Consider the following 15,763-nt stretch of genomic DNA (forward strand, 5'->3'; position numbering starts at 1 on the left):
GCCTAATCCTGTAATTTACTTTTTGATGACGCAAAGAAATTTGTAATTTAAACCCAATCAAACCCATTTCTCCATGAGATTCACCTTTCGGCTACTTCTTATTTCTTTCCTGATTTCGCTTTCTCCTGATTTGCAGGGACAACAAAATCTCTACTTTCCTCCAATGGGCTCTTGGGAAGAAAAAAGACCTGCAGAACTGAAAGTCAGTGCTTCCAAAATCAATGAAGCCGTCCAATTTGCCATCGACAACGAAAGTGATGCGGACAAAAACCTGAAATTGGCCCATTACCAAAGCGCATTTGGAAGAGAGCCCCTCGGATTTCCTGTGGGTCCCATGAAAGACAGGGGTTCAGCTGCCGGGCTGATCATTTACAAAGGGTATATCATTGGAAAATGGGGAGACACAGAGAGAGTGGATTTGACTTTCAGCGTGGCAAAAAGCATTTTGTCCACCACTGTTGGATTGGCTGTGGAAAAAGGATTGATCCATAGTGAAAAGGATTTGGTCCATCCCTACATTGGTCCAATCATTCCTTACGATCCAAACAAAGCCCTGATGAATAAATCCGATCATTTGATGGTAGAGGATGTGTTTGACCTTTTCGCCACTCCCCACAACAAAAAAATCACATGGGAGCATCTCTTGCGCCAAACTTCAGACTGGGAAGGAACACTTTGGGGGAAACCTGATTGGGCGGATAGACCTCAGGGTAACTCGGAAGAGTGGCTTACCCGGGAAAGGAATGAACCAGGAACGGTCTACAAATACAACGATACCAGAGTCAATGTTTAAAACTCACTTGGTGACAAACAACTTAGATTTTACTACAAATACAACGATACCAGAGTCAATGTCCTTGCATTGGCAATCATGAATGTCTGGAGAAAACCCTTGCCCGTGGTCTTGAGGGAAAATGTCATGGATAAAATCGGTGCAAGTCCCACATGGAGATGGACTGGTTATGAAAATTCATTTGTTATCCTGGATGGGCAGATCATGCAATCTGTCAGTGGTGGTTCCCACTGGGGTGGTGGGCTTTTTATCAGTGCCATGGATCAAGCCCGATTTGGGTACATGACTTTGCGCAAAGGCAATTGGAACGGCGTACAAGTCATTTCTCCACAATGGATCGAAAAATCAAGAGTACCCAGTCCAGTGCAACCCAACTATGGATTCATGAATTATTTCCTAAACACAGACAAGAAGGAAATCCCTGCTGCTCCTGAAAAAGCATTTTTCCACCTCGGTGCGGGAACGAATATGGTGTATGTGGATGAGGAAAACGATCTTGTGGTCGTCACCAGATGGATCAAAAATGATAAAAAAGCAGATTTGATCAAGTTGATATTAGAAAGCCTTCCCAAATAATCAATGAAGGCGAAAAAGTGAATTCTAACAGATACCTCTCATGACAAAAAGCTTTATCGTAATTGGATTACGAATTAAAGCTTCGTGTCATATAAGGCTTGCTGTCAGGTATTAAAATTACTATTCCTGATCTTTGATTACGTTCGTCCTTGTTCCAAATTTGGATTCGCTCTTTGGCTTTTCCTGTTGTTTTGGTTCTGGAAGGGTCTCTGAATTCGCCCTTGTTTTAAAGGTCCTTTCTTCTGATTTCACCTCTTTGGCTTTTTCAATGGCCGGAGTTTGCTGGGCAATTTCCACATTGGCTCTCGGCCTTTGGGTTCTTTCCTCTGTACCTTCTCTTTTTTCCTCTGACCTTGGGCTTCTTTCTTCTGTCCTTGGGCTTCTCGCTTCCTGTCTTTGGGGTCTTTCTCCTGAACTTGTTGTTCTTTCACCGGATTTTGAACCGCCGGATTTACTCGGGAATTTCTTTTTGGCACCTGATTTTGGCTTGTCAAAACCTCCTTTTGGTTTCCCCCCTCCTGCCGAATAAGTTGGCCCTTCTTCGAATCCCTTTGGCAAAGGCAGTTTTGTTACTTCCATGCCAATCAGGTTTTCAATGCTCGAAAACTTGAACTGGTCTTTTTCATTGATAAAGGTAATCGCTTCCCCTTTGCTATCCGCTCTGGCTGTACGACCGACTCTGTGCACATAATCCTCAGGGTCATTTGGAGTGTCAAAATTGATAACCAATTCAATTCCGACCACATCGATTCCTCTGGATATAATATCTGTTCCCACAAGAATTTTCAGGGTTCTGTTCTTAAACCTTGACATGATTTTTTCACGTTCAACTTGCTCTAAATCAGAGTGAAATGCTTCTACTTCAAAATCCTTTTTCAAGATTTTGAACAAGCTTTTCACCTTGTCTTTAGTGGAACAGAAAATAATGACCGCTTCATAATCTCTCTGTTTGAGGATATGCTTTACCAATTCTTCTTTTTGGGTATTGTAAACCACATAAGCAGACTGGGTAACTCCTGCCGCGGTCTTTCCAAGTGCTATGCTGATTTCTTCCGGATCTTGGAGGATTTGTTTTGCAAACTGCCTGATTTTGGAAGGCATGGTTGCTGAAAAAAGTATGGTCTGCCTGTTCTTGGGAAGATAATTCACAATCTTGAGAATATCTTCAGAAAATCCCATGTCCATCATCCTGTCGGCTTCGTCCAATATCAAATGTTCAAGACTGTCCAGCTTGATCTTTCCTCCTGCCAACAAAGCGATAAGCCTACCAGGAGTCGCTACGACTATTTCGGCCCCTTCTTCAAGTGCCTTTTTTTGCTGCTCCCAGACGATTCCGTCTCCACCACCATATATGGAAATGGCAGATATTCCGAGGAAATAGGCAAATCCCTGTATCTGTTGATCTATTTGTATGGCAAGTTCTCTGGTGGGTGCCAGAACAAGTGTATTGAGATTTGGTGCACCACTTTTGGCTATTTTGTTCAAAACAGGCAAAATAAAAGCGGCTGTTTTTCCCGTTCCTGTCTGTGCACATGCGATAAGGTCTTTGCCTCCCATGATGACTGGGATCGCCAATTCCTGGATTGGAGTGGGTTTTTCAAAACCCATTGCATCCAGACCTTCCTTCAGTGCGGATTCAAAATTAAAACTATTGAAATTCAATGTAATTGTTGTTTAAGTGTAAGAATAAGCCCAAACAATCAAAAGAAATTGCAGGGGTAATCGTAATAATAATGCCCACTTGGGAATTCCTTTGGCCCCCCTCTGGTACATGTAGAGATTTGCGGGAAAAACAGCCAAAAGAAGCAAGATGATTCCAAAGGCCGAGATTGACCGCGTATTCTCAAATAACAACCCAATCCCAAAAAGAATTTCAAAAGCACCGGAAAGTGCATTGAGCAATTTGGGATAAGGAAGATAAGGCGGGATAATTCTCAGATACATTCGTGGCCTAACAAAGTGCATTATTCCAGCAAAGATGTAAATCCCGCTCATTAAATAAAGAAAAATTAGGTACATCAGTAAATTATGGAGAAATTAAGCATCAATCATTATATTTATAAATGTATGACTTAGGGGCCATATTACAAAACATTCCCTTTCTTACCTTAAGTTTATCAATTGGTTTCAAGTTAAATTTGTATTCATCAACAACAAGAAAATGAAAATACGGTATGCATTTGCCTTCTTTTTTTTAATAAGCCAGGGATTGGTTGCACAACAATTCAGTATCAAAGGATCTTTGAAGAATGGCTTGACCAGCGAAATGATCCAAGGAGCTGCAATTACCCTGAAGGGAACAGCTTTCTCAGCAGTATCCAAATCCAACGGAGAATTTGCGATCGAAAAGGTAAAAATGGAGAAATTTGTCCTCAACATCAATGCGGAAGGATTCCAGTCTTATCAAGCCCAAATCAACGTAAAAGAAGATTTGTCCTTAGGGACCATCACATTGTTTCCAATGGGCTATGAAGCACCATCCGGAGCCCTCCAAAAAACCATTCGGGCCACCAATGTGGCAGAATTGTTTATCAATAGACCCAATTTTCTGGGCGGAAACGCCGTTTATGGCATTCCTTCAGAACCAAAAAAATTAATTGGTGATTTCTATTTGGATCCCAATTGGAGCAAAGCTTCCATTCTTTTGTATGACAAGATGGAGGTCATGGAGGGCTTTTTTGTACGGTACAACATCAACTCCAACATGTTTGAAATCAGGGCGGCAGATTCTGATCAGGTGAGGATTATCCCAGGTCTAAAGATCCGGAACATTGTATGGATCGATGCCCAGCATAAAATCCCCCGTTATTTTGTAAACGGAATGGACCTGAAAGAAGATGGAACTCCCATCTCCGGGTTTTTTGAGGTCTTGGTCGATGGAGAAATGCCTTTGGTAAGACGCACCAAGGCAATCATCAAAGAATCCAACTACAACACCGCATTGATGATCGGCGAAAAGGACGATCAAATTTTAAAAAGAGACACCTATTATTATATACAGGGAAAAAACCTTATCGAAATCCCCAAAAACAAAAAAAATCTCATGCCTGTTTTTGGAGAAAAGGCATCGGAAATGACAGCCTTCGCTTCGCAAAATAAAGTCAACCTTAAGGAAACATCAAGTCTTTTTGTGCTTTTCACGAAGTACAACAGCCTTTTTGAAGGCTTTGAACCCCTGATGCCCAAACCCACCGAAAACCAATAATATGAGAAAATTAATACTGCTCATCACCTTGACCCTAAGCGGAACCCTTGCTGTGGGCCAGACCACCCAGAAACCTCCCCTACATGGAAAACACTGGATGGCCATCACTGGAAAACCACTTGCTGCCACTGCCGGGTCCATGATCTTCAACAAAGGCGGGAATGCCGTTGATGCTGCCTGTGGCATCCTTGCCGCCAATTGCACCATGTGGGATGTCTTAAGTTGGGGTGGTGAAACCCAAGCCCTAATTTACAATCCAAAAACCAAAAAAGTCATCGCCATCAATGCCATGGGCGTGGCACCAACCGGTGCAACCCCTGAATTTTTCAAGGAAAAAGACATGGCCTATCCACCGGAATTTGGGCCATTGGCCGCTACCACACCGGGAACCCCGGGAGGATTGATGACCATGTTGGCGGAATATGGAACGCTCAGTTTGGCTGAAGTCTTGGCTCCAGCCATGGAAATGGCCAAAGGATATCCCATCGAGGCACAAACGGCCACTATCATTGAAAACCAAAAACACCTCATCAAAGAATGGCCTTACTCCAAAAAAGTGTTTTTGCCGCACCTGGGAGAAGAAAGAGAAGCTCCATACCCGGGTGAAGTATTCGTACAGGAAGACCTTTTTCAAACCTTGAAGAAACTGGTGGATGCCGAGAAAGAAGCATTGGCCCAGGGAAAAAACCGAAAGGAAGCCATTTATGCCGCCTACGCCCGTTTTTATACAGGAGATATCGCTGAAGAAATCGTGCGTGGAACCCGGGAACAAGGAGGACTATTTACGATGGAAGATCTCGCAAAATGGAAGGTGAAAATAGAAGAACCCCTTCAGGTCAATTACCGAGGAATTGATGTGTATAAGCTTCAAGAGTGGACACAGGGTCCCGCCATGCTTCAATCCCTAAATATATTGGAAAATTTTGACTTGAAGTCAATGGGTTACAATTCGGCCAATTATATCCATACTGTTTACCAAGCGATGAATTTGGCTTTTGCGGATAGGGATTTTTATTATGGAGATCCGGCTTTTGAACCCAAAAGTCCGATGAAAGGCCTATTATCCAAAGAATATGCAAGAGAAAGGGCAAAACTGATCAAACCCATCAATGATCCCGAAATAGGCCCAGGTGACCCCTACCCTTTTCAGGGAGAAAAAAACCCATTTCTGCACCTGCTTGAAAAGCAAAATGAAGTTATTGCCTATAACAATCACGGCACTGCGATCCTTGGTCCAGACGATCCCTTTTTGGAGAGTTTCTTGGCAGGCACCACTTCCATCCAAACTGCCGACGCAGAAGGATGGGTAGTTTCCGTGACCCCATCAGGTGGCTGGGTTCCCGCCACCATCGCCGGAAATACCGGTGTTGGATTGAGCCAAAGAATGCAAAGTTTCGTTTTGGATGAGAAATTGAATCCCTTCAATGTATTGGAGCCAGGAAAAAGACCTCGGGTCACCTTAACGCCGAGCATGGCTTTAAAGGATGGAAAACCTTATTTCTCCTTCGCAGTGCAGGCAGGAGACACCCAGGATCAAAATCTTTTGCAAATGTTTCTCAACGTGGTTGAATTCGACATGACCGTGCAAGAGGCGGCCGAAGCGGCGAATTTCAACAGTTACCAGATGCAATCCTCATTTGGAGCACACGAAAGCAAGCCTGGGGCGATTACGCTCAACACCCAAATCCCTTCCTGGATCAGAGGTGATTTGAAAAAAAGGGGCTACAAAATGGACTTTTTGGAGAGGACATCAGGTCCCTTGAATGCCATTTGGTTCGACTGGAAACATGGCACTTTCTGGGGTGGTTCGAGCAATCATGGGGAAGATTATGGTATCGCTTGGTGATTTGATTTCAAATCCAACCTTGATCAAAAGCATTTCCAGAAGATTTCTGGGAATGCTTTTTTTATGCCGCTTGAAAAAAACTTGGATTTCTTTCAATTTTAACCCGTTTTATGCATTGCGAACTCAATTCAATATTACAATTAACCGATAATCAATCAGTTAATTATTGTTTTTAACTTCCTCTTATTGGTATCGGGATTTATGCTCCCAATATTCTGATTTTCTTTCAGCTTCAATCCCATTTGAAAACCTATTGCATATTACGGGTTTAAGCCCTTGCCTTTCAGTTTTGAAGAAGGTTCAAGCTTTGTGACGTCCTTAATTTTTCTTCCAACTTCTAGTCAGAAAACCTATATTTGCAGCTTTGAAAATTAAAGCGACGCACATGAATAATTTTATCGAAGAATTGAGATGGAGGGGAATGCTCCAGGATATGTCACCGGATATCGAAGAACACTTGAATAAAGGCATGTCTTCGGCCTATCTTGGATTCGACCCAACCGCTGATTCTTTGCATATTGGTCATTTGGTGGGCGTGATGACCCTCCTGCATTTTCAGAGAGCTGGGCACAAACCCTTTGCCCTAGTCGGTGGGGCAACAGGAATGATAGGTGATCCAAGTTTCAAATCAGACGAAAGGAATCTACTGGATAAGGCTACCTTGGACCACAATGTAGCCTGCATTAAAGGTCAGTTGGGGAAATTCCTCGATTTCGAAACCGAGTCGAAAAACAAAGCCGCATTGGTCAACAACTATGACTGGATGTCGCAGTTTTCGTTCTTGGAATTCATCAGGGACGTGGGCAAACACATTACGGTCAATTACATGATGGCCAAAGATTCGGTCAAAAGAAGACTGGAAGATGGAAATGGTCTTTCCTTCACCGAATTCTCCTACCAGTTGATCCAAGGGTATGATTTTTTCCATCTTTGGAAAAACATGAACGTCAGCATACAATTGGGCGGATCTGACCAATGGGGAAATATCCTGACAGGAACCGAATTGATTCGGAAAATGGGACGGGGAAATGCGTATGCATTGACGGTACCTTTGATTACCAAAGCAGATGGAACCAAATTTGGGAAGACAGAAAGCGGTTCGGTTTGGTTGGATTCAGAAAAGACTTCTCCCTATGCATTCTACCAATTCTGGTTGAATGTGTCCGATGAGGATGCTTCCAAATATATTCGGATTTTCACCACGCTGGATCAGGAAACCGTAGAAAAACTGGAAAAAGAGCATCTTCAAGCGCCCCACTTGAGGATTTTGCAAAAAGAAATCGCCAAGGCCGTGACCACGATGGTCCACAGCGAAAAAGAATACCTCATGGCCATCAAAGCCTCTGAAATCCTTTTTGGGAAATCTTCCACGGAAGACTTGGCCGAACTGGATGAGCGAACATTCTTGCAGGTGTTTGAAGGCGTTCCTTTGGTGGAGATTGATATGGAAGAATTTGAGTCTATTGAAAATGTTCTGGATCTCTTGAGCGAAAAATCAAAAGGCTTGATTTTCCCTTCCAAGGGAGAAGGAAGGAAAATGATTTTAGGTGGTGGAGTCAGCATCAACAAGCAAAAAATCACTGATCCAAATGCTCCCTTGACTTTTGAATTACTTCAGCATCAATACCTTTTGGTTCAAAAAGGTAAAAAACATTACTTTATCATTCAAATAAAAAAATAGGTTGTAGAATTTCTATTCAAACCCATTTCACCTTGGCAAGCACGGAATTTTAAAAAAAATTCCGTGCTTGCCTTTTTTGCAAAAGGCAAATCAGAAAATTGACAAAATGAAAGCTTAATATTTTCAGTCTAGAAATCAGTAGTTTGGTCCAAATATAATCCTCACATTGAATTTTCTGACCAAGATTTAATATATTTGAATAACATTCGAATCCAATTGAACCATGGGAGCACAAGAAAGGCAACAAAAGGAAAAAGTCATTTTAGAATCGGCCATCAAACTGTTTATTTCAAAGGGGTTTCATCAAACCAAAATGGATGAGGTGGCGAAGGGCGCAAAGATATCCAAAGGACTGACCTATTTTTATTTCAAAAACAAAGAAGATCTTTACATGGCTGTCACCAAATTGGCTTTTGAAAACCTCAAAGGCATTTTTAAAGAGGTAAACAAAGTAAAGGGAAGATCGGGGATGGAAATGATCAATGAACTCGTTTTGAAGTACATTGATTTTACCCAAGAAAACAAAATGTACTATGCTTGTATTTTGAATTTTATGGGCATCATGAATCTCTATAATGACGAAAGTTTAAGGAGCAACATCGATCCCCTTATATTGGAAAGTGTCCATTTCCAAAAACTCTTGGAAATCCACCATGATTCAGGGAAAATCGGGATACAAATAGTTTCTCAAGGAATCAAAGATGGCAGCATCCGTCCAGAATTGCAGCCAGACATCACTTTTTACACGCTTTGGAGCATGATGATCGGATACGAAAGATTGATAGGCCCCGTGACTTATGAGGGAAAAGAAATCAAGATCAATATCGACAACTGGAAACCAGGCTTTATCAAATTGATGCAAGATATGCTCAAAGGGACCATTCAAGCCCAAAGGCCACAAATCGTACAAGGAAGTTTATTTTAACACTTGGATTTTTGAGATAGACTTTCGGAGTTCAGCTGTAGGGAATTTGAATTTGAAAATCCAACCAAATTTCTGGAATTCAAACCAGATGTGGTGAAGTCAAAAACGGTGACCAACTGGCTGATAATGAATCGTTTTTAGAATCGAATGGATTTGTCATGCACAACACCGATTTAAAAAATTTAATTTTTCAAAACAAAGAATGAACAGGTTTTTTTTACTGAATTTATGTTTCAATGCAAATTAATCCGTAAAATTTTGTAGATTAAAACTTAAAGTTGTGGAAAGAAAAATGAACAGTAACCTCCAAAATTAAAACTTAAGTTTAACACAATATGCGCTATTTCATGGAACGGGTCTCTAAATAGAAAAACCATTTGTTAACAAATAAATAGGTTGATTTATTGACAGACAATATCCTTGATTTTTTATTAGACAAGAAAAAAAGTATACAACTAGAAAGCAAAGTCAGCAACAAGAATATGGGGGTAAAGTCATCCAAAAATCATTCCTTAAACCTTTTGGAACACAAAACCTTCCCGATCGTGGGCATCGGTGCTTCGGCGGGGGGACTGGAAGCCTTGGAGCAGTTTTTCGGCAATATGCCTATCGACACGGGAATGGCATTCGTTGTTGTTACCCACTTGGATCCCAATCATGTGGGCATGATGCCGGAGTTGCTGCAACGCATCACGAAGATGCGGGTGATGCAGGCCACTGACAATTTGAAAGTTCAGCAAAACGTTGTCTATGTAATCCCTCCCAACAAAAGCCTTTCGGTCCTTTCAGGTACTTTGCACTTGTTTGACCCAGTCGAGTCCCGAGGCCTTCGTTTGCCCATCGATATTTTTCTAAGGTCCTTGGCTTTGGATCGACATGAGTTGGCCATAGGGGTAATCCTTTCCGGTATGGGTTCCGATGGTAGTCTTGGGGTAAAATCAATCAAGGAAAACAATGGGATCGTACTTGTACAAGAACCCTCCTCCGCAAAATTCGATGCAATGCCGCGAAGCGCTATAGAGGCAGTAATTGTGGATATCGTGGCCCCAGCCAATGAACTCCCAGAAAGGTTGATCTCTTATAATAAATTCATCCCCATCGAAAACCCCCTTTCAGAGACGGAATCCAAAATAAAAAGCAACCTTGAAAAAATAATCATTCTCCTAAGGATACAGTCGGGACATGATTTTTCTCTTTATAAAAAAAACACCTTGTTTCGAAGGATAGAAAGAAGAAAAGGGGTCCATCAGATTGACAACATCCATACCTACGTCAGGTTTTTACAAGAAAACCCAAAGGAGGTAGAAATTCTTTTCAAGGAATTGTTGATCGGTGTGACCAGTTTTTTCAGGGATACCCCTGTTTGGGAAAAACTCAAAAACGAGATTTTACCAGATTTGATCGAAGTTTTGCCTGACGACTATATCATGAGGGCCTGGATTCCTGCCTGTTCCACTGGCGAGGAAGCTTATTCATTGGCGATGATTTTTACGGAAGCGAAAGAAAAAATCAAAAAAAAGAAGAACCTGTTTTTGCAAATTTTTGCAACAGATCTCGACAATGATGCCATCGATAAAGCCAGGAAGGGATTTTTTCCCGCCAATATTGTTGCCGATGTCTCTCCGGATCGAATCAATAGGTTTTTTGTAAGCGAAGGTGATGGATATCGGGTGAACAACAGCATTCGGGAAATGGTGATTTTTGCACCCCAGAATGTGATCAAGGATCCCCCTTTTACAAAATTGGATATTCTCTCCTGCCGCAACATGCTGATCTACATGGAGCCAATATTACAGAAAAAACTGATCGCATTGTTCAATTACAGCCTGAACCCGGGAGGAATCCTGGTTTTGGGAAACGCAGAAACCCTCGGTAACCAAAACGAAGGTTTTGAAGCCATTGATAACAAACTTAAAATCTATAAAAGGACAATCACAAATTCGGAAACCGAACTCTTTGATTTTCCAAGTGCTTTTTATCCAAACAAAACTGTGACAGCCGAAAAGAAAAACCAACCAAAGGTAATAGAAAACATTCAAGCGCTCGCCGATCAAATCATCTTGCAAACCTATTCCCCCGCCAGTGTTTTGGTCAATAGCAAAGGCGACATTTTGTACATCACGGGTCGAACCGGTAAATACCTGGAACCGGTGGCTGGTAAAGCAAACTGGAACATCCATGCAATGGCAAGGGAAGGCTTACAGAACGAATTGCCCGGCGCTTTTCGAAAGGCAATGAATGGTTTTGAACCTGTCATTTTGGATGGGATCAAGGTCGGAACCAATGGAGGGAGACAACTCCTGAAGGTCACCATCCAACAAATAGAAAAACCGGATGCTTTGAGGGGGATGGTCATGATCGTATTTAATGATCTTCTTCCCAAGACAGAGGAGGGCGAGTCAAGCACAGACAAATCAGATCCCCATAAATCAAGCAAAAGAAAAAAGGAGGATGAACTGGAATTAAAGCGCTGCCACGATGAGATGAGGGTTCTCCGGGAGGAGATGCAGACCTCACAGGAAGAGCTTAAATCCACCAATGAGGAATTGCAATCCACCAATGAGGAACTGCAATCCACAAACGAAGAGCTCACCACTTCCAAAGAGGAAATGCAAAGCCTCAACGAAGAATTGCAGACGGTCAACATTGAATTGCAAAGCAAGGTCAGTGACTTTGTCCAAGCGGACAATGACATGAAAAACCTGCTTAACAGCACAGAGATCGCCACACTATTTCTGGATAAGAGTTTGAATATCAGAAGATACACAGATGCTGTCATCAATTTATTCAAGCTTCGCAAAACAGATATTGGAAGACCCTTCACCGATCTTGTTTCTGACTTGGAATATCCGGAAATTGGAAATCATGCGGTGGAAGTCCTCAAATCTCTAAAACCAATTGAGATGGCCTCCATCACAAAAGGTGGAAAATGGTACAATGTAAGAATAATGCCTTACAGGACCCTTGACGACCGGATCGATGGTTTGGTGATTACCTTCTCTGACATTACTATTGCAAAAAAGCTGGAAATAGAACTGAAACGTGCCAATGAAGCCTTGCATAAGGAAAAAAAAGACCAATAGAATTTTTTTATAAAATGAGCAAAGCAGTATCAAGACTTAAAGCAAAAGGCAGTTATGAAAGATACAGGTAAAAAAACAGAATCCGAATTCCTTCGAAAGAAGGCAGAGGAATTATTAAAAACCAGCCATCCCGATATGGAGGGTACAAACTTGGATGCAAAAACCTTAAAGTTGATCCATGAACTTGAGGTGCATCAGATTGAGCTCGAATTGCAAAATGATGAACTCATACGCGCGAAGATCGATGCACAAAATGCAGCGGATAAATATATTGAATTATACGATTTTGCACCCTCGGGTTATTTTACGCTTTCTCAGGAAGGTATTATTTTGGAAGTAAACCTTTTTGGTTCGCAAATGATTGGAAAAGAGCGTTCCCGGTTAAGAAAGACACCTTTTGGCATTTATGTCTCTGAAAGCTCGAAACCGATTTTTAGGCAATTTCTATCCAATGTTTTCAAATCTGAAGCAAAGGAGGTTTGCGAATTAACTTTTTCTTCCTTCGGTAAAGCACCAGTATTTGCGTATGTCACCGGTATTCTGACTGAAAGTGGAGAGGAATGCATCCTCACAGTAGTGGATATCACCGAACAAAAAAAAATGGAATCCAGTATTCAGGACCTTTCCCTGATTGCAACCCATACGGACAATTTGGTCTTGATCACTGATGTTTACGGTCAAATCGAGTACGTCAACAAAGCTTTTGAAAAATTAACCGAATTTAGCCTAGAAGAGATCAAAGGGAGAAAACCAGGTAGTTTCTTACAAGGTCCGGAAACTGATCCCGAGCATATTGCCGCCATGAGAAAAGGCATCCAAGAGTTGAAGCCTTTTACCCAAGAAATCCTCAATTATTCAAAATCCGGAAAAAAATATTGGCTGTCGGTCACCATAGATCCCATTTTCGACAGTCAGGGAGTACTTCTAAAATTTATCGGTGTCGAATGGGACATCACTCCCCAAAAATCGCTTGAAAAATCACTGAAGGAAGCATTGGAAAGTGAAAGGTATTTTTTGAGTCAGATCATGAAGACCAATGTCTCGGCGGTTTTGGAGGTGAATGCAAATGGACGGATTATTTTTGCCAACAAGGCTGTAGAAAATTTATTTGGATTGTCTGCCGATAAAGTCATTTCTCGAACCATCAATGACCCAAAATGGAAAATAACAGATCCTCAAGGCAAACCTGTTTCGGACGATCAGCTTCCTTTCTCATTGGTTATGAAAACCGGAAAACCCGTCAATAACATCTGCCAAAGTATCGAGGGTCCAGATGGTCAGAAAAAAACACTACTCATCAATGCTGCGCCTTTAAGTTTTGAAGATGGCAAACCAAACTCTGTAGTCCTTTCTTTTTCCGATGTAACCAAAGAAATTGAAACACGCCATGCGCTAGAAGGGATCAAAAGCAAACTTGAGAGTATTTTGAATGAAATGGCCGACGTAGTTTGGTCCCTAAGCCTGATTGATTATCAAATGCTTTTTGCCTCTCCATCCATTGAAAAACTTTATGGGATAACCCAGGACGAATTCCAGAAAGACAATTCTTATTGGAAAAAATCAATACACCCTGATGACAAATCCGTGGTGGATGAAATTTATCAGGAATTGGAAACTGTGGGTTCATTCGAAAAGGAATACCGGATTATCGCCAAAAACAAGGAAATAAAGTGGGTTTTGAACAGGGGAAAAGTAATCGCAGATACTGAAGGAAAACCAATAAGGCTTGACGGATATCTTACCGACATCACCGAAAAGAAAAAGAAAGAAGAAGAAATCAACAGTTATCTTCAAATTACCAAGGAACAAAATGAGCGACTTAAAAACTTTGCACACATCGTCTCCCATAACCTCAGGACCCATTCCGCCAATATCATAGGCCTGCTGGATGTCCTTAAATTCCAACATCCGGAATTTTCAGAGAACCAACTTTTTTCCATGCTTTTTCTGGCATCCGAAAATCTTGGTGAGACCTTACATAACCTTGCACAGGTAGTAGGAATGGGTTCATCGAAAGAGAATTTGATCACCATCAACCTTTCCAGAGTCATTGAAAGTGCGGTGACGAATGTTTATTCGATTGCCAAAGAGGCAAACGTAGCCATCGAAAATCAAGTAAAACCTGACACAGAAATCATGGGATTGCCAGCCTATATGGACAGTGTGATCCTCAACTTTCTCACCAATGGAATAAAATACAAAGCAGAAAATCGGCAAAGCTATGTCAAACTCTCCGCCAAAACACAAAATGGCTATTTGGTGCTCAGCATAGAAGACAATGGTTTGGGCATTAATTTGGAAAAATATGGATCAAAACTGTTTGGGATGTACAAGACTTTCCACAATCATCCGGATGCCCGAGGAATCGGCTTATTCATCACCAAAAATCAAGTAGAGACCATGGGCGGAAAAATTGAGGTGGAAAGCCAAGTGGGTGTCGGGACAACCTTCAAAATATTTTTCAAACAAAAAGTTAAATCCAATGGTGAAAACCAGCAGAATTAACTTTTTGAAACAATGCTTTTCATCCTCAATCTGGAGATTTAAAATTGGCCCCGCCAAAACAACAGGGTAAATTGTGGGAAAAGGCCAAAAGCCCATCCAAGGCACTAGGAAACTAAGATCACCTTGCCATTCCTCCCTCCTTTTTCATATTCCTTGATTGCCTCGAGAAACTCGTTAAGGGGATAAATTGCCTGAACATCCACCTTTACTTTTTCAGACAAAAGATGGGACAATACGGTCTTGAAGGCAATCTCTCTTTGCTCATGATTGATACTTTCCATGTAGGAGGTCAACCAAAAGCCTTCTATTTTTAGATTTTTGAAAATGAGGAGTCCGCTGTTCAAGGGAATATTTTCGAGACTCAGCAATCCAAAAACCATCATTTTCCCATTGTTTTTGAGGCATGCCAAGGCTTTCGCACCTAGAATTCCACCTACGGCATCAAAAACAACGGCGACCCCCTCCCCTGTTTTTTCCATAATCACTTTTTGAAGTTTTTCTTTTTCTGTATTGATCACAAGAGATGCGCCCAGCGATGTCAACACTTCTTTTTGTTCCTCTCTTCTGACCGTACAGGCCACTTTTATGCCTTTTTGGTTGGCCATCTGAATCACCAACTTCCCGAAAGCAGAAGCCCCTGCGGTGACCAAAAGCCAGTCGCCTTCTTCCAAACCACTGGTCTCCAGCATCGCATAAGCTGTAAGTGGATTGACAAAAGCCTGGCAGGCTACCGCATCCGGCAATTCCTCAGGAATTGAAATGACTGATTGTACGGGAACCGTTACATATTCCTTCCAAGTTCCCAAAGCCGTAAATATCACCTTGGTTCCCAAGGCCAAAGTTTCCTTTTCATCCATGGCATCGACTATTCCCACCGCCTCAAACCCCGCGCTACTTGGCAGTTTGGGAGTGATGCCATACATTCCCCTGATAAACATGATATCGGAGGGATTGATATTTCTTGCCGTCACCTTGATTCTTACTTCATGGGGTTTTGGCTGAGGGATATCTGCCTCTTCGTATTTTAGAACTTCCTGAGGAAGACCAACTTCATGAAAAACTACCTGCTTCATAATGCTCATTTTTTGATTATAAAATTTTGACTAATGTTCATTTTTTTTAAAAAAGACAAACCACAACGGCATGAAA

General features: G+C 41.7%; 10 protein-coding genes. 8 read left to right on the forward strand and 2 right to left on the reverse strand.

The window, feature by feature from the left end; all coding sequences use genetic code 11:
* Positions 1-73: 73 nt before the first annotated feature.
* Positions 74-793: a serine hydrolase gene (locus F824_RS28150; protein WP_019600047.1), complete on the forward strand. Its 720-nt coding sequence runs from the start codon at positions 74-76 to the stop codon at positions 791-793.
* Between the two features lie 78 nt (positions 794-871).
* Positions 872-1,369, forward strand: a complete 498-nt coding sequence (locus F824_RS28155; protein ID WP_019600048.1) for a serine hydrolase domain-containing protein — start codon at positions 872-874, stop codon at positions 1,367-1,369.
* Between the two features lie 120 nt (positions 1,370-1,489).
* On the opposite strand, the gene F824_RS0121705 is transcribed toward F824_RS28155, so the two are convergent.
* Positions 1,490-3,031 (reverse strand): DEAD/DEAH box helicase, encoded by a 1,542-nt coding sequence (locus tag F824_RS0121705; RefSeq protein ID WP_019600049.1) that lies wholly within the window; start codon positions 3,029-3,031, stop codon positions 1,490-1,492.
* A 499-nt stretch (positions 3,032-3,530) separates the two neighbouring features.
* Between F824_RS0121705 and F824_RS0121715 the strand changes: the two genes are divergently transcribed.
* From F824_RS0121715 to F824_RS0121750, 6 genes are all read left to right on the forward strand, one after another.
* Positions 3,531-4,574, forward strand: a complete 1,044-nt coding sequence (locus F824_RS0121715; RefSeq protein WP_019600051.1) for a carboxypeptidase-like regulatory domain-containing protein — start codon at positions 3,531-3,533, stop codon at positions 4,572-4,574.
* Position 4,575: 1 nt separating this feature from the next.
* Positions 4,576-6,420 carry a gamma-glutamyltransferase family protein gene (locus F824_RS0121720; RefSeq protein ID WP_019600052.1) on the forward strand — a complete coding sequence of 615 codons (1,845 nt, stop codon included), beginning with the start codon at positions 4,576-4,578 and terminating at the stop codon, positions 6,418-6,420.
* A gap of 385 nt (positions 6,421-6,805) precedes the next feature.
* Positions 6,806-8,101: a tyrosine--tRNA ligase gene (gene tyrS, locus F824_RS0121730; protein WP_019600054.1), complete on the forward strand. Its 1,296-nt coding sequence runs from the start codon at positions 6,806-6,808 to the stop codon at positions 8,099-8,101.
* A gap of 223 nt (positions 8,102-8,324) precedes the next feature.
* A complete protein-coding gene (locus F824_RS0121740) occupies positions 8,325-9,026 on the forward strand; it encodes a TetR/AcrR family transcriptional regulator (protein ID WP_019600056.1) in 702 nt (233 codons plus the stop codon).
* A gap of 521 nt (positions 9,027-9,547) precedes the next feature.
* On the forward strand, positions 9,548-12,109 hold the full coding sequence (locus F824_RS0121745; protein WP_201769059.1) for a chemotaxis protein CheB: 2,562 nt from the start codon (positions 9,548-9,550) through the stop codon (positions 12,107-12,109).
* Positions 12,110-12,163: 54 nt separating this feature from the next.
* Complete coding sequence (locus tag F824_RS0121750; protein ID WP_019600058.1) at positions 12,164-14,614, forward strand: PAS domain-containing sensor histidine kinase; 2,451 nt, start codon at positions 12,164-12,166, stop codon at positions 14,612-14,614.
* Between the two features lie 104 nt (positions 14,615-14,718).
* Here F824_RS0121750 and F824_RS0121755 read toward each other — a convergent pair whose 3' ends face one another.
* Positions 14,719-15,687, reverse strand: a complete 969-nt coding sequence (locus tag F824_RS0121755) for a zinc-dependent alcohol dehydrogenase family protein (protein ID WP_019600059.1) — start codon at positions 15,685-15,687, stop codon at positions 14,719-14,721.
* Positions 15,688-15,763: the final 76 nt, after the last annotated feature.

The organism is Rhodonellum psychrophilum GCM71 = DSM 17998, assembly GCF_000381545.1.
GTDB lineage: Bacteria > Bacteroidota > Bacteroidia > Cytophagales > Cyclobacteriaceae > Rhodonellum > Rhodonellum psychrophilum.